This window comes from Streptomyces sp. NPDC012466 (assembly GCF_042955215.1).
In the GTDB taxonomy this organism is placed as follows: Bacteria; Actinomycetota; Actinomycetes; order Streptomycetales; family Streptomycetaceae; genus Streptomyces.
On record NZ_JBIBEQ010000002.1, the window covers coordinates 451,370 to 473,550 of the forward strand.

The window sequence follows — 22,181 nt, forward strand, 5'->3', positions numbered from 1 at the left end:
CATACGGAAACGTCAGCCGCGGTCGAGGCGGAGGCGGTCCGCTCGCGGCAGACCCGCGACGACCAGGTCGTAGGAGTCCTCGATGAGCTCCCGGACCAGCTCGTCCGGGAGGGCGCCGTCGACGGTGACCGTGTTCCAGTGGCGCTTGTTCATGTGCCAGCCCGGGACGATCAGCCCCTCGTGCTCGCGGCGCAGGCGAATGGCCTCCTCCGGGTCGCACTTGAGGTTGGCCTTCAGCGGGCGCGCGTCCAGGTGCGACAGGGCGAAGAGCTTGCCCTGCACCTTGAAGACCGAGATCTCCGGGCTGAACGGGAAGTCCTCCACCGCCGCGTTGAACGACAGGCAGAACGCGCGCAACTCCTGGGGAGTCATTCCGGCTTCTCCTCCCCGGGCGGGTCCGCCGGGTCCACCGGCTCCGCCAGCACCGTCACGATCTTGTTCCGGCGGCCGGCGGCGGCCTCCGCGGTCAGGCGCAGCTCGCGGCCGTCGGGCAGGTTCACGACGGAGGAGGCGCCCGCGATGGGGACGCGGCCCAGCGCCTTGGCCAGCAGGCCGCCGACCGTCTCGACGTCCTCGTCGTCGAAGGCCTCCAGGCCGTACAGCTCGCCCAGGTCCCCGATGTCGAGGCGGGCGGTGACCCGGAAGCGGTCCTTGCCGAGGTCTTCCACCGGCGGCAGTTCACGGTCGTACTCGTCGGTGATCTCGCCGACGATCTCCTCGAGGATGTCCTCGATGGTGACGATGCCGGCCGTGCCGCCGTACTCGTCGATGACCACGGCGACGTGGTTGCGTTCCTTCTGCATCTCGCGCAGCAGGTCACCGGCGTTCTTGGTGTCGGGCACGAAGAAGGCGGGGCGCATGGCCGTGGACACCTGCTCGGACTCGGCGTCGCGGCTGATGTGCGTCTTGCGGACGAGGTCCTTCAGATAGACGATCCCGACGATGTCGTCCTCGCTCTCGCCGGTCACCGGGATGCGCGAGAAGCCGGAGCGCAGGGCGAGGGTGAGGGCCTGGCGGATGGTCTTGAAGCGCTCGATGACCACCAGGTCCGTGCGCGGGACCATGACCTCGCGGACGAGGGTGTCGCCCAGCTCGAAGACCGAGTGCACCATGCGGCGCTCCTCGTCCTCGATGAGGGACTCCTTCTCGGCGAGGTCGACCAGCGCGCGCAGCTCCGCCTCGGAGGCGAAGGGGCCGCGGCGGAAGCCCTTGCCGGGCGTGAGCGCGTTGCCGATGAGGATGAGCAGCGACGGGATCGGGCCCATGATCCGGGCCAGCGGCACCAGGACGTACGCCGAGAGCGTCGCGGTGTTCAGGGGGTGCTGCCGGCCGATGGTGCGCGGGGAGACGCCGACGGCGACGTACGACACGAGGACCATGACCGCGATGGCGACCAGGAGGGCCTCGGTGGTGCCGTCGAACGCTTGCAGGCAGCCGTAGGTGATCAGGGCGGCGGCGGCCATCTCGCAGGCGACGCGGACCAGCAGCGCGACGTTGAGGTAGCGGGTCGGGTCGGCGGCGACCTGGGAGAGCTTGGCGCTGCCGCGGCGGCCGGAGCGCACGGCCTCCTCGGCGCGGAAGCTGGAGACGCGCGCGAGGCCCGCCTCCGCGCAGGCGGCGAGCCAGGCCACGACGACCAGGGCGATGGCGCCCAGGGCGAGTTGAGGACTCATCGGCGGGCTTAGGAGACCGTCGGCGCCGGGGACGGGCCGGTCAGGCCCCGCTCCGCGCGCCAGCCGTCCACGATGGCCGCCTGGAGGCCGAACATCTCGGCCTTCTCGTCCGGTTCCTCGTGGTCGTAGCCCAGCAGGTGCAGCACTCCGTGGACGGTGAGCAGCTGGAGCTCCTCGTCCATGGAGTGCTGCGTGTCGGCTTCCTTGCCCTGCTTCTCGGCGACCTCGGGGCACAGCACGATGTCGCCGAGCAGCCCCTGCGGCGGCTCGTCGTCGTCCTTGGAGGGCGGTCGCAGCTCGTCCATCGGGAAGGACATGACGTCCGTCGGACCCGGGAGGTCCATCCACTGGATGTGGAGCTGCTCCATGGCGTCGGCGTCCACGACGATCACCGAGAGCTCGGAGAGCGGGTGGATGCGCATCCGAGCGAGCGCGTAGCGGGCGATGTCGAGGATCGCCTGCTCGTCGACCTCGGTGCCGGACTCGTTGTTGACGTCGATCGACATGGTGCTGTGTGTGTCTACTTCCCCTTGTGCCCGGACTTGCCGCGGCCCTTGTGCGCGCCGTTCTGGGTGCCGTGCGTGGTGTCGTACTTCTCGTACGCGTCGACGATACGGCCCACCAGCTTGTGCCGGACGACGTCCTGGGACGACAGCCGGGAGAAATGCACGTCCTCGACACCTTCCAGGATGTCCTGCACCTGGCGCAGACCGCTCTTCGTCCCGTCGGGCAGGTCGACCTGCGTCACGTCACCCGTGATCACGATCTTCGACTCGAAGCCGAGGCGGGTGAGGAACATCTTCATCTGTTCGGGGCTCGTGTTCTGGGCCTCGTCCAGGATGATGAACGCGTCGTTGAGCGTACGGCCGCGCATGTAGGCGAGCGGCGCGACCTCGATGGTGCCCGCCGCCATCAGCCGCGGGATCGAGTCCGGGTCGAGCATGTCGTGCAGGGCGTCGTAGAGCGGGCGCAGGTACGGGTCGATCTTCTCGTAGAGCGTGCCCGGGAGGAAGCCGAGCCGCTCTCCGGCCTCGACCGCGGGACGGGTCAGGATGATGCGGTTGACCTGCTTGGACTGCAGGGCCTGCACCGCCTTGGCCATCGCCAGGTAGGTCTTTCCGGTGCCGGCGGGGCCGATGCCGAAGACGATCGTGTGCTTGTCGATCGCGTCCACGTAGCGCTTCTGGTTGAGCGTCTTGGGGCGGATCGTGCGGCCACGCGAGGACAGGATGTTCTGCGTGAGCACCTGGGCCGGGGTCTCCTGGCCGTCGCTCTCGCCGTTGTCGCTCGCCTTGAGCATGGCGATCGAGCGTTCCACTGCGTCCTCCGTCATCGGCTGCCCGGTGCGGAGCACCAGCATCATCTCGTCGAAAACGCGCGAAATGAGGGCGACGTCCTTGGAGTCGCCGACCGCGCTGATCTCGTTGCCCCGGACGTGGATGTCGGCCGCCGGGAAGGCCTTCTCGATCACGCGCAGGAGGGAGTCGCCGGACCCCAGAACGGTCACCATGGGGTGCTGGGCGGGGACGGTGAGCTGTGCTCTCGCCTGCTCCTGCGCGGGGGTGTGAGCTGTGGGTGTCTGAGTCATGGGCCGGCGCTGAAGGCCTGCGGTTCCTCCTCGTCACGGCCGCGTAGCTGAGGGCGGCCTCGCGATTCCCAGGGTACGACGCGGGAGTGACATCGCCGTAGGGGTTTTGGGGACGGGGTGGGAAACCGGGGGGCGGCGCGGGCCGGGGTCCGGGAGAGCCCCCTGGACGGCCGGGGTGTCAGGCGGAGCGGCGGAAGCCGATCGTGGGCACGGCGCGCCGCAGCGGCCAGGGCCTCACCAGTTCCTCCGACACGAGCCCCGCCAGGAACCCGTACCGCTCCAGTGCCGCCGGCGACTGTCCTGCGACCGACTGCACCTTCCGCCACCACGCCGCGATCTCCGACCACCCCGGCGCCGACAGCGACCCCCCGAACTCCTGGACCGACAGCGCCGCCGTCAGTCCGGCGAACGCCAGCCGGTCCGCCAGCGGCCAGTCCGCCAGGGTCCCGGCCACGAACCCGGCGACGAACACGTCCCCGGCCCCCGTCGGGTCGAGTGCCTCGACCTCGATCGCCGGTACCTCCGCCGTCTCCCCCGTCCGCCGGTCCACGGCGTACGCACCGTCCGCGCCGAGGGTGACCACCGCGAGCGGCACGTACTCGGTCAGGGCGTGCGCGGCGGTCCGGGGACAGTCCGCGCCGGTGTACCGCATGGCCTCCTCCGCGTTCGGCAGGAACGCCTCGCAGTGCCGCAGGTCGGGCAGCGCCGCCAGATCCCACGCCCCGGTGTCGTCCCAGCCGACGTCGCCGAACACGCGGGTGCCGTTGCTCGCGGCCTGGGCGATCCAGGGCGCGCTCACGCCGGGTGCGAGGGAGGCGACGGCGGCCCGTGCGCGGGGCGGGCATACGGGTGCGGGCTCCTCGGGGGGCGGCTCGTGGCCGTGCGAGACCATCGTGCGTTCCCCCTCGTAGGCCATGGAGACGGTCACCGGGGAGTGCCAGCCGGGCACCGTGCGCGACGGGGAGAGGTCGATGCCCTCGCCGTGCTCCAGGGCGTCCCAGCAGTAGTCGCCGTAGTGGTCGTCTCCGAAGGCGGCCGCGAGGGACGTCCGCAGGCCGAGGCGGGCCAGGGCGGTCGCCATGTTGGCGACGCCGCCGGGGCTCGATCCCATCCCGCGCGCCCAGGACTCCGTGCCCCGCACGGGGGCGGAGTCGAGGCCGGTGAAGATGATGTCCAGGAAGACGGTGCCGGTGAGATAGACGTCCCAGGGCGGGTCGTCCGGCCTGCGCAGCGGGGCGAGGGGATCGACCTGGCTCTGGCGGTGCGATCCCTTTCCCGGGCCCTTTCCGGCCGGGGCGGTGGACGCGGTCACGATGCGCTCCCTGACGTGGTGCGGATCAGGCCAGTCTGCACCACATCACCGGCATCGTGACGCCTCGTGGATCCCGGCGCGTTCGCTGACGCACGGCCCGAGTCGGCCATGGGCCGGGCCGCCGCGAGCCCCGGACCGCACGGTTTCAGGACGCGCGGGTCGCCTGTCGTCAGGCGATCGAACGACGACAGGGCGGCCCGCTTCCGGAAGCTTCCCCGAGCGATTACTTGGCCAGCCACATAATCGGTGCTACTTTTATGTGGCTGGCCACAGAATGCGACCGGCGCGGCGTCCCACTGCGAGGAGAGCAGCCATGAAGGCCATCGTTTTCGACAGGTTCGGCGGCACCGAGGTCCTGCACGAGGCGGAGATCGACATCCCCCGGCCCGGCCCCGGCCAGGTCCGTGTGCGCGTCCAGGCTGTCGGCGTCAACCCGGTGGACGGCAAGATCCGCTCCGGTGGCATGGAGGCCATCTTCCCCACCACCCTGCCCGCCGTGCCCGGCGGGGAGATCGCCGGTGTGGTCGACGCCGTCGGTGAGGGCGTCGACCACCTGAAGGTGGGGGACGGGGTTCTGGGTTGGTCCGACACCGGCTCCTACGCCCAGTACGCCCTGGCCTCCGCAGCCGTCCTCGCTCCCAAGCCGGCCAGTCTGGACTGGACGCACGCCGCCGCCCTGCCCGTGGCGAGCGACGGCGCCGAACGAGTCCTGGACCTGCTCGGTGTCACCTCCGGTGAGACGCTGCTGATCCATGGCGCGTCCGGCGCGCTCGGCACCATCGCCGTTCAGCTGGCCGTCGCCCGCGGCGCCCGCGTCATCGGCACCGCCGGACCGGGCAACCAGGAGTACGTCGCCTCGCTCGGCGCGACCGCACTGGTCTACGGGGACAACCTGGTCGAGCGGGTCCGTGGACTCGCCCCCGAAGGAGTGGACGCCGTCTTCGACGCCGCGGGCAAGGGCGCACTGGAGGACTCCATCACCCTGCGCGGCGGCACCGACCGGATCGTCACCACCGCCGACTTCCGCGCCGCCGAACTCGGCATCGTGTTCGCCGAGGGTCCCCAGCGCCGCTCCGCCGCCCGCCTCGCCGAGCTGGCCCAGCAGGCCGCCGACGGCACCCTGGTCACCACGATCAGCGCCGCCTACCCCCTCGCCGAGGCGGCCAAGGCGCAGCAGGCCAGCGACGCCGGCCACAACCGCGGCAAGATCGTCCTCACCGTCGACTGATCCATCACCCACTTGTCGGGTGACGAGGAAGCAGCCATGTCGGACACCACCTCATCAGAGCTGCCGAGCACGGCGGGAGGGGGGCCGTTGAGCTACGCCATCTTCCAGCTCGCCCGCACCCACCGCGCCCGTGCCGCCGCCATGCTGCGCGCCATGAACCTGCACCCGGGGCAGGAACTGCTGCTGATGCAGCTCTTCGACCACGACGGCCGGACCCAGGCGGAACTGCTGGAGCGGGCCGGTCTCGACCACTCCACCGTCTCCAAGTCCCTGCGCCGTATGCAGGAGGCCGGACTGCTCACCCGGGAGCCCGCCTCCCACGACCGGCGGGTCATGGTGGTGCACCTCACCGATGCCGGCCGTGCTCTCCAGGAGCCCATCGCCGACCTGTGGCGCACCCTGGAACAGGTCTCCGTGCGCGACCTCACCCCTGACCGGATCCAGGCATTCACCACGTGCGCGCACATCATCGAGAGGTCGGTCAGGGACCACAGCCGACAGCCGTCCGCGGAGTAAGCAGGCCCGGAAGGCCGGCTGACTCGCCGGCACCGTCTCCGGGCCGTGCGGAGCAAGGGCTTGCCCGAGGGCAGCCCTCGCCGCCCGGGCCCAGGAATTCAGAGGAAATACCTCAGCTCCGCCTGTGAGCGGCGAATCGCCGCGGCCGGAGGCACGCACCCGCACGGTGGACCACTGCGGGCCCCCAGCGCCACGCGGGCGCAGCCCCACGCCCGGACCGGCACGCGGAAACGACTCGCGAGGACCGGGCCGAGCGCGCCGAGCTGGTCCTCCATCCCGTCGCGGCGTGAGCGGGTGCTACCAGCGGGGCATCGCGGGTGTCGCCCACTCCGGGTCGGCGACCCGCATCGCCGCCGCGTCGTCGCGGTCCCGCAGGGCGCCGTCGTCGTCCAGCCACCGCCGGTGCAGTGCGGCCAGCCGCTCGCGGTCGAGCTCCACGCCGAGGCCGGGGGCGTCGGACACGGCGACCTTGCCGTCCTCGAAGACGAGCCGCTCGGTGAGGACGTCCTCCGACTGCCAGGGGTAGTGGGAGTCGCAGGCGTGGTGGAGGTCCGGGAGGGTGGCCGCCACGTGGGTCATCGCGGCGAGGGAGATGCCGAGGTGGGTGTTGGAGTGCATCGACACGCCGACGCCGAAGGCGCGGCAGACGGCGGCGAGCTGCTGGGTGTTGCGCAGTCCGCCCCAGTAGTGGTGGTCGCAGAGCACGACCTGGACCGCGCCGCGGGTGAACGCCTCCTCGATCTCGGCGAAGGTCGTCACGCACATGTTGGTGGCGAGCGGCACTCCGGTGCGTCCGGCGACCTCGGCCATGGCGGGTGTGCCGAGCGCCGGGTCCTCCAGGTACTCCAGGACGTCCCCGAGCTCGCGGGCCACCTTCACGGACGTCTCGACGGACCAGGCGCCGTTCGGGTCGAGCCGCAGCGGGTGCCCCGGGAAGGCCTCGGCGAGCGCCCGTACGGCGGCGATCTCCTCACCGGGCGGGAAGACGCCGCCCTTGAGCTTGAAGGAGGTGAAGCCGTGGCGCTCCTTGAACCGGCGGGCCTGTTCCACCACTCCCGCCGGATCGACGGCGGGACCCCAGTCGTCCTTCTCGGCCGGCACGCCCCCGGGGTGGCCGGCCCACTTGTAGAACAGGTAGGCGCTGTACTCGACGGCGTCGCGCACCTTGCCGCCGAGCAGCGTGTGCACGGGCAGTCCCAGCGCCTTGCCGAGGGCGTCCAGGCAGGCGACCTCGAAGCCGGAGACGACGGAGAGCCGCAGCTTGTCGGCCGTCTGGACGCCGCGCAGCCCGCCGACGTCGACGGCGTTCGCCACGCGTGAGGCGTCCACCGCGACCCGGTCCGCGACGGTGAACAGGCCGTTCAGATCGCTGACCTGACGCCCCTTCAGCCGCTCGGCGAAGGGCCGGGCCAGCTCCAGGTACGTGGCGTCGCCGTAGGTCTCCCCCACGCCGGTGATGCCGTCGGCCGTGACGACCTCGACGATCAGCCGGGGCGTGTACGGCTGGTGCACGCCCTGGGTGTTCAGCAGCGGCGGGTCCGCGACCAGGATCGGCGTCAGGCGGACGTCGGTGATGGCGAGGTTCACGGGGCGCCTCCCACGAGGTCGAGTCCGGCGGTGAGGACGGCGGTGAGGGCCGACAGGTCGGCGGGCGAGGGGTCGGTGAGGGGGGCGCGCACCGGGCCCACCCGGTGGCCGCGCAGCCGGGCCGCGGCCTTCACCAGCGACACGGCGTACCCGGGGACGCGGTCGCGCAGTTCGACGAACGGCACGTAGAAGTCGCGCAGCAGCTTGTCGACGGTGCCGTGGTCGCCCTCGCGCAGGGCGGTGAAGAAGGCTCCGGCGATCTCGGGGGCGAAGGCGTGGACGGCCGAGGAGTAGGCGGGCACACCGACGGTGGCGTAGGCGCGGGCCTGGATCTCGGCGGTGGAGGCCCCGTTGAAGAACAGGAAGTCCTCGGGCGCGGCCAGTGTCAGGCGCTGGAGGCGGTCGAGGTCGCTGTGGCCGTCCTTGAGGCCGATGACGTTCGGCAGGGCGGCGACGCGCCGGAGCGAGTCGGCGGTGAAGGCGACCTGGCCGCGCTGGTAGGCGATCAGGGGCAGCGGGGTGCGGGCGGCGATCTGCTCCAGCTGGGCGACCAGGCCGTCCTGCGGGGCGGCGACCAGGTAGTGCGGCAGCACCAGGAGCGCGTCGGCTCCGGCGTCCTCGGCGATGCGCGCGAACCGGACGGCCTGCGCCCAGCCGTAGCCGATGCCCGCGACGACGGGGACGCGGCCCGCCGCCTCCTCGACGGTGATGGTGACGACCTGCCGGTACTCGTCCTCGTCGAGCGAGAAGAACTCGCCGGTGCCACAGGCCGGGAAGACGGCGCCGGGCGCGGCGGCGAGCCGCCCCGCGACATGGGCGCGGAAGCCGTCCGGGTCGAGGGTGCCGTCGTCGCGGAAGGCGGTCAGCGGGAACGACAGCACGCCGTCCGCCATCCCGTCCCGCAGCCGCTGAGCGACCGCTGTCGGACCAGCGCTCACGGTCATCACCCATCTCCTCATGTAGACATCATCCACGTATGAGAATGAGGGCTGAGTATGAGAACGTCAACGGCCCCGGCGGCCCGATTACCATCGGCGCATGTCAGACACAGGGGGCGTCCGCGAGGTGAAGTCCGCGGCGCGCACGGTCGAGCTGCTGGAACTCCTCGCCGCGCGCGGCGACCGCCCGGCGCGGCTCCAGGAGCTGGCCGACGAACTCGGCGTGCCGCGCAGCTCGATGTACGCGCTGCTGCAGACCCTGATCTCACGCGGCTGGGTCCGCACCGACGTCACCGGCTCCCTGTACGGCATCGGCATCCACGCCCTGCTCACCGGCACGAGCTACCTCGACTCCGACCCGCGGGTCCGGGCGGTGCGGCCGTATCTCGACGAGGCGTCCGAGGCGCTGGGCGAGACCGTCCACATGGGCCGGCTGGACGGCCGGGACGTGGCGTATCTGGCGACGCGCGAGTCGCACGAGTACCTGCGGACCATCAGCCGGGTGGGGCGGCGCCTGCCCGCGCACGTCGGCGCCCTGGGCAAGGCCCTGCTGGCGGAGCGCCCGGACGCGGAACTGCCCGAGGGGCCGTACGAGGCACTGACCCCGAACTCGCACACCAGCAGGGAGTCCCTGGCGGCCGACCTCGCGCGGACCCGGGCGCGCGGCTGGTCGGTGGACCGCGAGGAGGGGGTGACCGGCATCGTCGGCTTCGGGTTCGCGCTGCGCTACGACACTCCCGCGCTGGACGCGATCAGCTGCTCGGTGCCGGTCGCCCGGCTCACGCCCGCCCACGAGGAGCGGATCGTCGCGGTGATGCGGGAGATCCGGGTGAAGGCCGAGGCGACGGTTCCGGGCGGTCCCGGAGCGGTGCACTGGCGGTAGCGAAAACACCTGCCCCACAAGGGGAAAGAACCGCGTTTACCCGGGTGTCACCGCCCCAAACGCAACGTGCTCCACATCACACCCCCCGGGTTCACGCCTCCGACTGCTTGCTTGATACAAATTGCCCGCGCGTTCCTGTCCGTCGACGGTCGTCGCCCCCTCCCCCTTTCTGCCGCTCCTTTCGCATGCCCTGGGAACGCCCGTGTTCGCCCCTCGCACCACGCCCTGGCCCCTCGTCGCCCTTTTCACGGCCGGGTACCTCGCCCCGTATCTGCTGCCGACCACCGTCGGCCGGCTCGACTCGGGACTTCCGCTCTCCGCCACGCAGGCCGGCGCCGTCGGCAGTGCCCTGCTGCTGAGTTCGGCCGCCGCCGGATTCGTCCTGGCCTCCCGGGTCGAGCGGGTCGGAGCCCGCACGCTCGCCCGCCTCGGCCTCGCCCTGGCCCTCCTCGGCTACGGCGGCGCCGCCCTGGCCACCGCGATTCCCGCCGTCGTCGCCGGCGCGGTCGTCGGCGGCTTCGGCTCGGGCACGGCCACCACCGTCGCCGCCACCCTCATCGCGGCCCAGCGGGACCCGCACCGGGCCTCCACCGCCGGGCTGTTGAGCGTCTCCGGCCTCGCGGGCGCGGTGTATCTGACGGTGCCGCACCTCGGCCCCGGGCACGGTCTGCCCCTGGCCGCGATCGCCCTCACGGCCCTGGCCGTGTGGCCGCTGACCGGCCGTCTCCCCGTCGGGACGCCCCCGGCGCCCACCCGGCACGGCAAGGCCCGGCTGCCCCACGCCCGTTCCGGGCTGGTGCTGGCCGCCGCCATGGTGTGCTGGTCGCTCGCGCAGAACTCCCTGTGGGGCGTGAGCGGCCGGATAGGGCTGGAGCAGGCGCACCTGGGCGAGGCCACCGTCGGCGCCGTCTTCGCGGTGGCGCTCGGCGCCGGGCTCGCCGGTGTCCTGGCGGCCGGTGCCCTCGGGGCACGCCTCGGACGCGCGGTGCCGATCGGCCTGGGCACCGTCCTCATCGCGGGCTGCATCGTCCTCAGCGCCTCCGCGACCGGCTTCGGGAGCTTCGCGGCCGGCGAGATCGCCTGGAACACGCTCTACCCGGTGGTGCTGTCGTACCTCATCGGGCTCGCCGCCTCGCTCGACCCGCGCGGCCGCTGGGCGGTGCTGGTCGGATCGGCGTCCTCGCTGGGCACCGCCGCCGGGCCGCTGACCGGCAGCGTGCTGTCGGCGCAGGCCGGGTTCCCGGCCATGGGCGCGGTGCTCGGCGGGGGGCTGCTGGTGATCGCCCTGCCGATGACCGCCGTCGCCCTGCACACCGGCGGACGTCCGCTGCTGCCCGGCGCGATCCGCCGCCGCGGCGGCCACCCGGCCGCCCTGGTCGCCGCCGCCACCGGCACGCCCACCGGCGCGATCCCCGAGATCGGCGCCCCGGAGCAGCCCGTGGTGGAGATCCCGGTGGAGGCCGCCGCCGTCCCCGCCCAGCGCGCCTACGGCAAGGCGGGTTCGGAGGTCCTCTGAGACCCGCCCGGAGCTATCCGAAGGTGTAGGCCTCCACCTCGGCCAGATACCGCGCCCGCAGCTCCTCGTCGTCCTCCAGGAAGGAGGCGAGGAAGGAGTTGCGGGCGAGTTCCCGCAGCCGTTCCTCGGTGAGGCCGAGAGTGGCGCGCACCGCCTCGAAGTTGTCGCCGGCGTAACCGCCGAAGTAGGCCGGGTCGTCGGAGTTGACCGTGCACATGAGGCCGGCGTCCAGCATGGCGGGCAGGGGGTGGTCGGCGAGGGTGTCGACCGTGCGCAGCCGCACGTTGGACAGCGGGCACAGCGTCAGCGGCACCCGCTCGCGCACCAGCCGCTCCACCAGCGCGGGGTCCTCCACACAGCGCAGCCCGTGATCGACCCGCTCGACCCCGAGGACGTCCAGCGCCTCGGTGATGTACTCGGGCGGGCCCTCCTCACCGGCGTGGGCGACCCGCCGCAGGCCGAGCGCGGCGGCCCTCTCGTAGACCTCGCGGAACTTCACCGGCGGGTGCCCGACCTCGGCCGAGTCGAGACCGACCCCGGTGATCCGGTCCAGGTAGGGCTTGGCGGCGTCCAGCGTGGCCAGGGCCGACTCGGCGGACTCGTCGCGCAGGAAGCACAGGATCAGCCGGGTGGAGACGCCGTGGTTCGCCTCGCTGTTCCCCAGCGCGCGCCACAGCCCCTCGACGACCGTGCCGAGCTCCAGGCCGCGGCTGGTGTGGGCCTGCGGGTCGAAGAAGATCTCCGCGTGCCGCACGCCCTGCGCGGCCGCCCGGGCGAGGTACTCGTTCGCCAGGTCCTCGAAGTCCCGCTCGGTGCGCAGGACGGCCATGAGCTCGTAGTACAGGTTCAGGAAGGACTGGAGGTCCTCGAACCGGTAGGCCTCGCGCAGCTCGTCCGTGTCGGCGTACGGCAGCGTGAGGCCGTTTCGGGTGGCGAGCTCGAAGGCGAGTTCCGGTTCCAGGGTGCCTTCGATGTGAAGGTGCAGTTCGGCTTTGGGGAGGGACATCAATTCATCGTACGACCGTTTCACCGACGCTTCGGAACCGGTACCCGCAGGAGATCGTGGGCCACGGTCAGCTCACCGTCGTACCCGGCGGCCCGCGCCTGCCGCTCGAACTCTCCTCCGGACTCCGTCCGGGAGGTGCCCCCAGGGTCGGTGTAGCGCTGGCTGAAGTGGGTCAGCACGAGGTGGCGCACACCGCCGTCCCGGGCCACCCGCGCGGCCTGACCGGCGGTCAGGTGCCCGTGCTCGACGGCGAGTTCCTCGTCCTCGTCGAGGAAGGTCGACTCGATGACGAGCATGTCGCAGTCCTCGGCCAGCGCGTACACGCCGTCGCACAGCCGGGTGTCCATGACGAACGCGAACCGCTGCCCGCGCCGCACCTCGCTGACGGCGTCGAGGTGAACCCCGCCGAGAAAGCCCTCGCGCTGGATGCGGCCGACGTCCGGGCCCGCGATGCCGTGCGCGGCGAGCCGCTCGGGCAGCATGCGGCGGCCGTCGGGCTCGACGAGCCGGTAGCCGTACGACTCCACCGGGTGCGACAGCTTCCGGGCCTCCAGCGTGTAGCCGCCGGTGCGGGCGAGGGGCCCGTCGGCGTCGACCGGGGCCTCGGTGATGCCGACGGTCTCGCGGTAGGCCGTGGCGTACCGGAGCCGGTCGAAGAAGCGCTGTCCGGAGCGGGGGTAGTGGGCGGTGATCGCGTGCGGGACCCGGTCGAGGTTGATGCGCTGGATCACACCGGCGAGGCCGAGGCAGTGGTCGCCGTGGAAGTGCGTGACGCAGATCCGGTTCAGGTCGTGCGCGGCGGCCCCGGCGCGCAGCATCTGGCGCTGCGTGCCCTCGCCGGGGTCGAACAGAATGCCCTCGCCGTCCCAGCGCAGCAGATAGCCGTTGTGGTTGCGGTGCCGGGTCGGGACCTGGCTGGCGGTGCCGAGGACGACGAGTTCACGTACGGACACGGCGGATCATCCAGGGGGCCAGTGGAGGCCACGGCCGCCGAGCACATGGCCGTGCACGTGCCACACCGTCTGGCCCGCGCCGCTGCCCGTGTTGAAGACCAGGCGGTAGCTGTCGAGCTTCTCCTCGTCGGCGACGGCCTGGGCCTCGCGGAGCACGTCCGCGGTGAGGGCCGGATCGGCGGCGGCGAGGGCGGCGGCGTTCTCGTAGTGCGCCTTGGGGATGATCAGGACGTGGCTGGGGGCCTGGGGGTTGATGTCCCGGAACGCGATGGTGGTGTCCGTCTGGCGGACGATCGTCGCCGGGACGGTGCCGGCGACGATCTTGCAGAACAGGCAGTCGTCCTGGGGTTCCCCTGCCATGTCTCCTCCGAGGGTTGGGCCGTACGGTCCGACTTGGGCATCGTATCGTCGCCGGGTGCGGGTGGGTTGCGGCTGGTCGCGCCCACACGGCGGAGCCGCGCACCGACACAGCCCCGCACCCTCAGGTGGGCAAGCCCGGGGGCGTTTTCGCGGGTGCCGCCTCCAGGCTTTCCAGGGCCAGCCGGATCGCCTCGTCCAGCTGGGTGTCCCTGTCCGCCGCGTAGTCCTGGGGGCGTTGGACGATCTCCACGTCCGGGTCCACGCCGTGGTTCTCCACGCCCCACTCGTAGCCCTGCAGCCAGAAGGCGTACTTGGGCTGGGTCACGAGGGTGCCGTCGACCAGGCGGTAGCGGCTGTCGATGCCGATGACACCGCCCCAGGTGCGGGTGCCGACGACCGGGCCGAGACCCAGGGCCTTGATGGCGGCGTTGACGATGTCGCCGTCGGAGCCGGAGAACTCGTTGGCGACGGCCACGACGGGGCCGCGCGGGGCGTCCTCCGGATAGCTGTAGGCGCGCATGCCGCGCGGGACGGCCCAGCCGACGATGCGGCGGGCGAGCTTCTCCACGACCAGCTGGGAGGTGTGGCCGCCGCGGTTCTCGCGGACGTCGACGACCAGGCCCTCGCGGGCGACCTCGACCCGCAGGTCGCGGTGGATCTGGGCCCAGCCGGGGGCCTGCATGTCCGGGACGTGGAGATAGCCGAGGCGGCCGCCGGACTTCTCGTGGACGTAGGCGCGCCGGTCGGCGACCCAGGCGTGGTAGCGCAGGGGCTCCTCGTCGGCGACCGGGACGACCACGGCGTGCCGGGGATCGCCGCCGCCGGACGGGGAGATGGTCAGCTCCACCGGCTTGTCGGCCGTGCCGATCAGCAGCGGGCCGGGGCCGGCCACCGGGTCGACCGGCTGTCCCGCGACCGCGACGATCGCGTCCCCGGGGCGTACCGCGACGCCCGGCGCGGCCAGCGGGCTGCGGGCGTCCGGGTCGGAGGTCTCGGAGGGCAGGATGCGGTCGACGCGCCAGCTGCCGTCCTCGTGGCGGGAGAGGTCGGCGCCGAGCAGGCCCTGGCGGGGGCCGCCGCCGCGTCCCCCGCGCGGGATGACGTAGGCGTGCGAGGTGCCCAGTTCGCCCTGGACCTCCCACAACAGGTCGACCAGGTCGTCGTGGGTGGCGACCCGCTCCACGACCGGGCGGTAGCGGTCGAGGACGCCGTCCCAGTCGACGCCGCTCATGTCGGGCCGCCAGAAGTGGTCCCGCATGATGCGGCCGTTCTCGTCGAACATCTGGCGCCACTCGGCCGCCGGGTCGACGATCTGGCGTACCCGGCTCAGGTCGACGGTGATGTTCGTGTCGCTGTCGTCGTCGTTCGAGGCGCGCCGGTCGCTGGGAACGACCTTCAGCCGCCCGTCGGTCCACAGCAGCACCCGCTTGCCGTCGCCGCTCACCGCGAAGTGGTCGGCGTCGACGGCGAGATGCTCGATGCGCTGCTGGGCGAGGTCGTAGCGCTCCAGTTCGGACTTGGGCTCGGGGTCGTCCGGGGTGGCCCGGGACGCGCCGAGGACACCGGCGACCGGGTGGCGCAGCCACAGGACACCGTCCTTCGCGGCGCGCAGGTTGGTGTAGCGGGCGGCCTCGACCGGGAAGGGCACGATGCGGTCGGCGAGGCCTTCGAGGTCGATGCGGGTGGTGGGGGTGCCCTCGCTGTCGGGGGTCTCCTCCCGGTCGGGCGTCTCGAAGGACCGGCCGTGCCGCTGCGGCCCGAACGGGGAGGGAGTGGTGGCCGCGAGGGTGATCAGATGCGGCCGGGCGCCCTCCACGAAGGCCAGGTCGAAGACGTGCTCGTCGTAGACCGGGTCGAAGGAACGGGTCGACAGGAACGCGAGGTGTTTGCCGTCCATCGTGAACGCGGGCGCGTAGTCCTGGAAGCGCAGCGGGGTGGCCTCGGTGACCGACAGGTCGGTGGTGTTGGCGAGCTTCAGCTGGCACAGGGGCCGCGGGCCGGGGTGGGACCAGGCCAGCCAGGACGAGTCGGGCGAGAAGACGGGCCCCGACACGTCACCGTCCTCGCTGCGGTCCACTTCGCGCACCTCGCCCGTCTCCCGCTCCACGAGCAGCAGGCGGCCGTCGTGACAGGCGACCGCGGCCCGGCTGCCGTCGGGCGCCATGGCGAGGTCCAGGACCCGGCCGAGCTGTCCGGCGGCGATCCGGCGCGGTGTCGCCCCGGGGGCGAGTCCGGTGGCGGGCGCGAACTCCAGGGCGTCGTCGCCCTCGGCGTCCGTCACCCACACCACCCACTCCTCGCCGTCCGCGCGGAACGTCCGCGGCAGCCGGGCCCGCACGCCGGGCGTCGCGGCCAGGGCGCGGGCCGGGCCGGAGCGGTGGGTGACCCAGTGCACGGAGCCGCGTACGGCGACCGCGCTGCCGCGCGCGGTGTGGTCTGGGGACGCCGATCCGAACCAGCGGGAGGCGTTCACCGGGAACGGCTGCAGATCGGCGCGCTGTCCGCCCAGCCGCACGTCCAGCCGCCGCGGCTCGGCCCCCTCCAGGTCGTCCAGCACCCACAGTTCACCGGCGCTGGAGTAGACGACACGGGTGCCGTCGCTCGCGGCGTGCCGGGCGTAGAAGCCGTCGAGAGCCGTGTGCCGGCGCAGGCCGGATCCGTCGGCGAGGGAGGAGTAGAGCGCGCCGGTGCCCTCGTGGTCGGAGAGGAAGGCGATGCGGTCCCCCACCCACAGCGGGTACTCGATGTTGCCGTCGAGGTCCTCGTGCAGCCGCACGAACTCCCCGTCGTCCTCCCGGTCGATCCACAACTTGCCCGCCGTACCGCCCCGGTACCGCTTCCACCAGGCCGCCTCACGGCCCATCGGCGCGGACAGCAGCACCGTGTGCGGGCCGTAGGCGACGTCGCCGACGGGCCCGTACGGCAGGACGGCGGCCGGGCCGCCGTCCAGCGGGACGGCACGGGCCCAGGTGCGGCGCAGGCTCGCCTGGCCCTGGGTGCTGATCGCCAGGACCTCCCCGTCCGGGGTCCAGCCGCGCACCTGCGTCTTCGCACTCCCCCAGTACGTCAGCCGCTTGGCGGGACCGCCGTCGACCGGGGCGACGAGCACCTCCGGGGCGCCGTCTCTCGTGGAGGTCCAGGCGACCGTGGTGCCGTCGGGCGAGATGCGGGGCTGGGTCACCGGCATGTTGTCGGCGCTGACCCGCCAGGCCCGGCCGCCGTCGAGCGGAGCGAGCCACACGTCGTCCTCGGCGGTGAAGGCGACCAGGTCGCCGTGCACATGGGGGAACCGGAGGTAAGCAGGCGATGTCACCCGATCACCCTATGCAGGGACGCCGCCGCGCGGACAGAGTTCGGATCACTTGCCCTCGACGGGGCGGCAGTCCGGGTACCGCTCGCACCAGATGGTCTGGGTGACGGTCACGGTGACGGTCGGCCCGGGCCCGCCGTTCGCGGGCCCGCCGACGGGCGGCGGGCTGGTGGAGTCGCAGTCGCCGAGCCCGTCGACCTCGAACCACACCTTGCCGTCCACCTTGGCGGTGATGTTCCCGCGCACGCAGGCCCCGTCCACGGCGTGGGTGACCTTGCCGTCGACGGTGATCTCCTTGCCGTCGTTCGTCTCGCCCTCGCAGTCGACGGTCGCGACGGTCCGTTCACGCGCCGAGGGTGACGGCTTCCCGTCGCTCTCCCCGTAGGAGGCGGTGCATGTGAGCCAACGCACGCCCGCCTTCTGCCGGTTGAGCTCCTTGGTCACCGTCTCGTCGGTGGTGTACGCGACGGACGCGGCGCTGACGCTGCCGGGTTCGCAGGCGACCGCGCCGCCCACGGCCAGCACGGCGAACGTCGCCGCGACCGCCACGCGCCTGCCGCGCGGTCCCCGCCCATTCCTCGTCGAAGCCCCCATGGAAGGGAGCCTGCCACTGACGGGGGCCGCGCGGTAGGGCGCAAAGGCGTCAGCCGCGCAGCAGCAGCCACTCCTGAAGCTCCACCAGATTCCCCTCGGGGTCCTTGAGGTGCGCCACCCGCATGCGGTCCGTCATGGGCGCCGGGCCGTGCAGGACCGTGGCGCCGCGCATCGTGATCTCCTCGCAGTACGCGTCCAGCCCGTCCACCCGCAGCACGACCAGGGACCGGTGGCCCTCAGCCGTGTCGCCCAGCTCGTCGAGCACCTCGGCCATCATCGACCGGTCCTGCAACGCGATCCCCGCCGAACCCACCGCGGGACTGAACTTCTCGTACGGCCCCCGCGCCGCCCCCGACTGCGGCTTGAGGCCGAGGACCTCGCCGTAGAAGTGGTAACAGGCGGAGAAGTCGGTCACGAGCAGACGAACCTGTGCGAGTTCCACGGTGCCTCCAGGGGGGGTCAGGACCAGCGTCCGGTGCGTGCCAGGAGCACGGCCGCGGCGGCCGTCCCGGCAGTCGATGTGCGCAGCACACTGCGCCCGAGGCGGTAGGCCCGCGCCCCCGCCTCCTCGAACAGCGCCAGTTCCTCCGGCGCCACGCCCCCCTCGGGCCCCACGACCAGCACGATGTCGCCGGTGACCGGCAACTCGGCCGTCGCCAGCGGCGCGTCCCCGCTCTCGTGCAGCACGGCGGCGAACCGGGCCCCCGCCAGCAGGGCGGCGACCTGCTTGGTCGTGGCCGCCTCCGCGACGTCCGGGAAACGCACCCGGCGCGACTGCTTGCCGGCCTCCCGGGCCGTCGCCCGCCACTTGCCCAGCGCCTTCCGGCCGCGCTCGCCCTTCCACTGCGTGATGCAGCGCGCCGCCGCCCACGGCACGATCGCGTCCACGCCGACCTCGGTCATCGTCTCGACGGCGAGCTCCCCGCGGTCGCCCTTGGGCAGCGCCTGTACGACGGTGACCCGGGGCTGCTCCGAAGGCTCCTCGTGCACCGAGTCCAGCCGGAGGACCAGCCGGTCCTTGCCTTCCGTGTCGAGCACGACACAGTCCGCCCAGCGTCCGGCCCCGTCCGTGAGGACGACGTCCTCACCGGCCCGCAGCCGCTTCACGGAGACGGCGTGCCGCCCCTCCGGCCCGTCGAGGACGTACCGGCCGCCACCGCCCGCGTCGAAGTGCTCGACCACGAACACCGGCGCGGTCACAGCACGCCACCGCCCGCCGACGACGCCCGGGCGGCGGCCAGTTCCCCGGCCAGCACCTCGACCAGCTGCCCGGCGGGCAGCTCCCGCGCCATCTTGTGCCCCTGCCCGGCCCACAGCGCCATGCCCTGCGCGTCACCGGCCTTGGCGGCGGCCTTGCGCAGCGGCGAGGTGAGGTGGTGGATCTCGGGGTAGGCGGCGGGCGCATACGGGCCGTGCTCACGCAGGAACCGGTTGACGAGGCCGCGTGCCGGACGGCCGGAGAACGCCCGGGTCAACTCCGTACGCACGAACAGGGGGTTGGTCAGCGCCTGCTTGTGCAGGGCGTTCGCGCCCGACTCGTGCGTGGCGAGGAACGCGGTGCCCAGCTGGGCCGCGCTCGCGCCCGCCGCGAGGACCCCGGCGATCTGGCCGCCGCGCATGATGCCGCCCGCGGCGATGACCGGGATGCTCACGGCCTCGCGGACCTGGGCGATCAGCGACAGCAGCCCGATGCCGGACCCGTCCGTCTCGGGGATGTCCCGGTGGGTGCCCTGGTGGCCGCCGGCCTCGACGCCCTGGGCGATGACCGCGTCCGCGCCCGCCCGCTCCACGGCCCGGGCCTCGTCGGGAGTGGTCGCGGCGGCCAGGACGAAGGTGCCGACCCGGTGCAGGGTGTCGACGACCTCACGGTTCGGGACACCGAAGTGGAACGACACCACCGGCACGGGGTTGTCGCGCAGCACCACGAGCTTGGCCTCGAAGCCGTCGTCGCGTCCGCTGTCCGGATCGCCGAGCTCGGTCTCGTACCAGGTGGCCTCGCCGGCCAGCTGGTGGGCGTAGACGTCGACCGCGGCGGGGTCGGCGTACTCCGGCTGCGGCATGAACACGTTGACGCCGAAGGGCCTGTTGGTGAGGCTCCGGAGCTGCTTGATCTCCTGGTACATCCCGTCGGCGGTCTTGTACCCGGCGGCGAGGAAACCGAGCCCTCCCGCTTCGCACACGGCGGCGGCGAGCTGCGGCACGGAGACGCCGCCCGCCATGGGGGCCTGCACGATCGGGAGGGGGAAGAGATCGGTCAGTGCGGAGGACATGACCGCATGTTGTCACGTCCTCCGAACAACTCCGAAACCGGCCTGCCGACTGGCATAGACCAGAAGCACACCCGGTCTCAGCGCCCGTCGAAGGCGCCCTTCCACCGACCCGGCAGCACTCGGAGCACCCGCGTCAGCGCCCGTTGAAGGCGTCCTTCAACCGCGAGAACAGCCCCTGCTGACCGGGCTGGAACTGGCCCGTGGGGCGTTCCTCGCCGCGGAGCTTGGAGAGCTCGCGCAGCAGGCGTTCCTGCTCGGGGTCGAGCTTGGTCGGGGTGGTGACCTCGACGTGGACGATGAGGTCGCCGCGTCCGCCGCCGCGCAGGTGTGTGATGCCCCGGCCGTGCAGGGGGATCGACTGGCCGGACTGGGTGCCCGGACGGATGTCGACCTCTTCGAGGCCGTCGAGCGTCTCCAGCGGCACCTTCGTGCCGAGGGCCGCCGCCGTCATGGGGAGCGTCACCGTGCAGTGCAGGTCGTCGCCGCGGCGCTGGAACTGCGCGTGGGGCAGCTCGTGGATCTCGACGTAGAGGTCACCGGCCGGGCCACCGCCGGGGCCGACCTCACCCTCGCCGGCGAGCTGGATGCGCGTGCCGTTGTCGACACCGGCCGGGATCTTGACCGTGAGCGTGCGGCGGGACCGGACGCGGCCGTCGCCCGCGCACTCGGGGCACGGCGTCGGGACGACCGTGCCGAAGCCCTGGCACTGCGGGCAGGGGCGCGATGTCATGACCTGGCCCAGGAAGGACCGGGTGACCTGCGAGACCTCACCCCGGCCGCGGCACATGTCACACGTCTGGGCGGAGGTGCCCGGGGCCGCGCCCTCACCGTTGCAGGTGTTGCAGACGACGGCCGTGTCGACCTGGATGTCCTTGGTCGTGCCGAAGGCGGCCTCGTCGAGCTCGATCTCGATACGGATCATCGCGTCCTGGCCGCGGCGGGTGCGCGAGCGCGGTCCGCGCTGCGACGCCGTGCCGAAGAACGCGTCCATGATGTCCGAGAAGTTTCCGAAGCCACCGGCTCCGAAGCCGCCCGCGCCGCCGCCGGCCTGCGAGAGCGGGTCGCCGCCGAGGTCGTAGACCTGCTTCTTCTGCGGGTCCGACAGCACCTCGTAAGCGGCGTTGATCTCCTTGAACCGCTCCTGGGTCTTCGGATCGGGGTTGACGTCCGGGTGCAGCTCGCGGGCGAGCCGCCGGAAGGCCTTCTTGATCTCTTCCTGCGACGCGTCGCGGCGCACGCCGAGTACGGCGTAGTAGTCCGTGGCCACTACGACTCCGCCAGGATCTGTCCGACGTACCGTGCCACTGCGCGTACCGCTCCCATCGTTCCCGGGTAGTCCATGCGGGTCGGTCCGACCACGCCGAGCTTGGCGACTGCCTCGCCGCCCGAACCGTAGCCGACCGACACGACGGACGTGGAGTTGAGTCCTTCGTGGGCGTTCTCGTGACCGATCCGTACGGTCACGCCCGGATCCTGCGCCTCGCCGAGCAGCTTGAGGAGCACGACCTGCTCCTCCAGCGCCTCCAGCACCGGCCGGATCGTGAGGGGGAAGTCATGACCGAAGCGGGTCAGATTGGCGGTGCCGCCGATCATCAGCCGCTCCTCGTTCTCCTCGACGAGCGTCTCCAGGAGTGCGGAGAGCACCGAGGAGACCGTACCCCGGTCCTCGTGCTCGAACGCCTCCGGGAGATCCTCCACCAGACTCGGCACATCCGCGAAACGGCGGTTCGCCACGCGGCTGTTGAGGCGCGCGCGCAGATCCGCGAGCGAGGCCTCGCCGAAGGGCGCCGGGCAGTCGACCACCCGCTGCTCGACCCGCCCGGTGTCCGTGATCAGCACGAGCATCACCCGCGCGGGCGCCAGGGAGAGCAACTCCACATGCCGCACGGTCGAGCGGGTCAGCGACGGGTACTGCACGACGGCGACCTGACGCGTGAGCTGCGCGAGCAGCCGTACCGTGCGCGCCACGACGTCGTCGAGGTCGACGGCACCCTCGAGGAAGTTCTGGATCGCGCGCCGCTCGGGCGCGGTCATCGGCTTGACGCCGGCGAGCTTGTCGACGAACAGCCGGTAGCCCTTGTCGGTGGGGATGCGCCCGGCGCTGGTGTGCGGCTGGGCGATGTACCCCTCGTCCTCGAGGGCCGCCATGTCGTTGCGGACGGTGGCCGGGGAGACGCCGAGGTTGTGCCGCTCGGTGAGGGCCTTGGAGCCCACCGGCTCCTCGGTGCCGACGTAGTCCTGGACGATGGCGCGCAGCACCTGAAGCCTGCGTTCACTGAGCATCGCGCACACCTCCAGATGTCTCCGTCTGCTGTCCTGCCGGTCCGGCCTGGCACTCTGCGCGTGCGAGTGCCAGCATTCCCCGGCCCAGTGTACGGCGGTGGGGTGCACCCCCGGCAAGGCTGGTCGTGCGGCGCCGTGCCCCGGGCGGGGTGCACCGCTAGCGT

The 22,181-nt window shown here is 72.4% G+C and carries 21 protein-coding genes; 4 read left to right on the plus strand and 17 right to left on the minus strand.

Features of this window, described 5'->3' with window-relative positions:
- Positions 1-12 precede the first annotated feature (12 nt).
- The 5 genes from ACFY9E_RS09570 to ACFY9E_RS09590 all read right to left on the minus strand — a co-directional run bounded on the left by ACFY9E_RS09570 (position 13) and on the right by ACFY9E_RS09590 (position 4,573).
- Positions 13-372, minus strand: a complete 360-nt coding sequence (locus tag ACFY9E_RS09570; protein ID WP_390981060.1) for an MmcQ/YjbR family DNA-binding protein — start codon at positions 370-372, stop codon at positions 13-15.
- Complete coding sequence (locus ACFY9E_RS09575; RefSeq protein WP_390981062.1) at positions 369-1,673, minus strand: CNNM domain-containing protein; 1,305 nt, start codon at positions 1,671-1,673, stop codon at positions 369-371. The genes ACFY9E_RS09570 and ACFY9E_RS09575 overlap by 4 nt, the downstream gene beginning before the upstream one ends.
- A gap of 8 nt (positions 1,674-1,681) precedes the next feature.
- On the minus strand, positions 1,682-2,179 hold the full coding sequence (ybeY, locus tag ACFY9E_RS09580; protein WP_010042065.1) for an rRNA maturation RNase YbeY: 498 nt from the start codon (positions 2,177-2,179) through the stop codon (positions 1,682-1,684).
- 14 nt (positions 2,180-2,193) lie between these two features.
- Positions 2,194-3,261 carry a PhoH family protein gene (locus ACFY9E_RS09585; protein WP_390981064.1) on the minus strand — a complete coding sequence of 356 codons (1,068 nt, stop codon included), beginning with the start codon at positions 3,259-3,261 and terminating at the stop codon, positions 2,194-2,196.
- 178 nt (positions 3,262-3,439) lie between these two features.
- Positions 3,440-4,573: a PfkB family carbohydrate kinase gene (locus ACFY9E_RS09590; protein WP_390981066.1), complete on the minus strand. Its 1,134-nt coding sequence runs from the start codon at positions 4,571-4,573 to the stop codon at positions 3,440-3,442.
- Positions 4,574-4,886: 313 nt separating this feature from the next.
- Here ACFY9E_RS09590 and ACFY9E_RS09595 point away from each other — a divergent pair, with 313 nt between their 5' ends.
- Both ACFY9E_RS09595 and ACFY9E_RS09600 read left to right on the plus strand, forming a co-directional pair.
- Positions 4,887-5,801, plus strand: a complete 915-nt coding sequence (locus ACFY9E_RS09595) for an alcohol dehydrogenase catalytic domain-containing protein (RefSeq protein ID WP_390981068.1) — start codon at positions 4,887-4,889, stop codon at positions 5,799-5,801.
- Between the two features lie 36 nt (positions 5,802-5,837).
- Positions 5,838-6,317, plus strand: coding sequence for a MarR family transcriptional regulator (locus tag ACFY9E_RS09600; protein WP_390981069.1), 480 nt, complete (start codon positions 5,838-5,840; stop codon positions 6,315-6,317).
- Positions 6,318-6,614: 297 nt separating this feature from the next.
- Here ACFY9E_RS09600 and ACFY9E_RS09605 read toward each other — a convergent pair whose 3' ends face one another.
- Together ACFY9E_RS09605 and ACFY9E_RS09610 are read right to left on the minus strand one after the other, a co-directional pair.
- Positions 6,615-7,904, minus strand: a complete 1,290-nt coding sequence (locus tag ACFY9E_RS09605; RefSeq protein ID WP_390981071.1) for an enolase C-terminal domain-like protein — start codon at positions 7,902-7,904, stop codon at positions 6,615-6,617.
- The gene (locus tag ACFY9E_RS09610) at positions 7,901-8,848 is read right to left on the minus strand and encodes a 5-dehydro-4-deoxyglucarate dehydratase (protein ID WP_390981073.1); all 948 of its coding nucleotides are present in this window, start codon (positions 8,846-8,848) and stop codon (positions 7,901-7,903) included. The genes ACFY9E_RS09605 and ACFY9E_RS09610 overlap by 4 nt, the downstream gene beginning before the upstream one ends.
- Before the next feature lie 94 nt (positions 8,849-8,942).
- Here ACFY9E_RS09610 and ACFY9E_RS09615 point away from each other — a divergent pair, with 94 nt between their 5' ends.
- On the plus strand, positions 8,943-9,725 hold the full coding sequence (locus ACFY9E_RS09615) for an IclR family transcriptional regulator C-terminal domain-containing protein (protein ID WP_390981074.1): 783 nt from the start codon (positions 8,943-8,945) through the stop codon (positions 9,723-9,725).
- A 202-nt stretch (positions 9,726-9,927) separates the two neighbouring features.
- The gene (locus ACFY9E_RS09620) at positions 9,928-11,241 is read left to right on the plus strand and encodes an MFS transporter (RefSeq protein WP_390981075.1); all 1,314 of its coding nucleotides are present in this window, start codon (positions 9,928-9,930) and stop codon (positions 11,239-11,241) included.
- 13 nt (positions 11,242-11,254) lie between these two features.
- On the opposite strand, the gene ACFY9E_RS09625 is transcribed toward ACFY9E_RS09620, so the two are convergent.
- The 10 genes from ACFY9E_RS09625 to hrcA form a co-directional block, all read right to left on the minus strand.
- Positions 11,255-12,247, minus strand: a complete 993-nt coding sequence (locus ACFY9E_RS09625) for an adenosine deaminase (RefSeq protein ID WP_390981076.1) — start codon at positions 12,245-12,247, stop codon at positions 11,255-11,257.
- Between the two features lie 20 nt (positions 12,248-12,267).
- Complete coding sequence (locus tag ACFY9E_RS09630) at positions 12,268-13,200, minus strand: ribonuclease Z (protein WP_390981078.1); 933 nt, start codon at positions 13,198-13,200, stop codon at positions 12,268-12,270.
- A 6-nt stretch (positions 13,201-13,206) separates the two neighbouring features.
- Entirely contained in the window at positions 13,207-13,560 is a 354-nt protein-coding gene (locus ACFY9E_RS09635) for an HIT domain-containing protein (RefSeq protein ID WP_390981080.1), read from the minus strand.
- A gap of 121 nt (positions 13,561-13,681) precedes the next feature.
- Complete coding sequence (locus ACFY9E_RS09640; RefSeq protein ID WP_390981082.1) at positions 13,682-16,873, minus strand: S41 family peptidase; 3,192 nt, start codon at positions 16,871-16,873, stop codon at positions 13,682-13,684.
- A gap of 45 nt (positions 16,874-16,918) precedes the next feature.
- Positions 16,919-17,464: a hypothetical protein gene (locus tag ACFY9E_RS09645; protein WP_390981084.1), complete on the minus strand. Its 546-nt coding sequence runs from the start codon at positions 17,462-17,464 to the stop codon at positions 16,919-16,921.
- A 49-nt stretch (positions 17,465-17,513) separates the two neighbouring features.
- Positions 17,514-17,906 carry a VOC family protein gene (locus ACFY9E_RS09650; protein WP_390981086.1) on the minus strand — a complete coding sequence of 131 codons (393 nt, stop codon included), beginning with the start codon at positions 17,904-17,906 and terminating at the stop codon, positions 17,514-17,516.
- A gap of 17 nt (positions 17,907-17,923) precedes the next feature.
- On the minus strand, positions 17,924-18,664 hold the full coding sequence (locus tag ACFY9E_RS09655; protein ID WP_390981088.1) for a 16S rRNA (uracil(1498)-N(3))-methyltransferase: 741 nt from the start codon (positions 18,662-18,664) through the stop codon (positions 17,924-17,926).
- The gene (locus tag ACFY9E_RS09660; RefSeq protein ID WP_390981090.1) at positions 18,661-19,734 is read right to left on the minus strand and encodes a nitronate monooxygenase; all 1,074 of its coding nucleotides are present in this window, start codon (positions 19,732-19,734) and stop codon (positions 18,661-18,663) included. The genes ACFY9E_RS09655 and ACFY9E_RS09660 overlap by 4 nt, the downstream gene beginning before the upstream one ends.
- A gap of 133 nt (positions 19,735-19,867) precedes the next feature.
- Entirely contained in the window at positions 19,868-21,001 is a 1,134-nt protein-coding gene (gene dnaJ / locus ACFY9E_RS09665; RefSeq protein WP_390981092.1) for a molecular chaperone DnaJ, read from the minus strand.
- Positions 21,001-22,017, minus strand: a complete 1,017-nt coding sequence (gene hrcA, locus ACFY9E_RS09670) for a heat-inducible transcriptional repressor HrcA (protein WP_390981094.1) — start codon at positions 22,015-22,017, stop codon at positions 21,001-21,003. The genes dnaJ and hrcA overlap by 1 nt, the downstream gene beginning before the upstream one ends.
- Between the last annotated feature and the right edge of the window lie 164 nt (positions 22,018-22,181).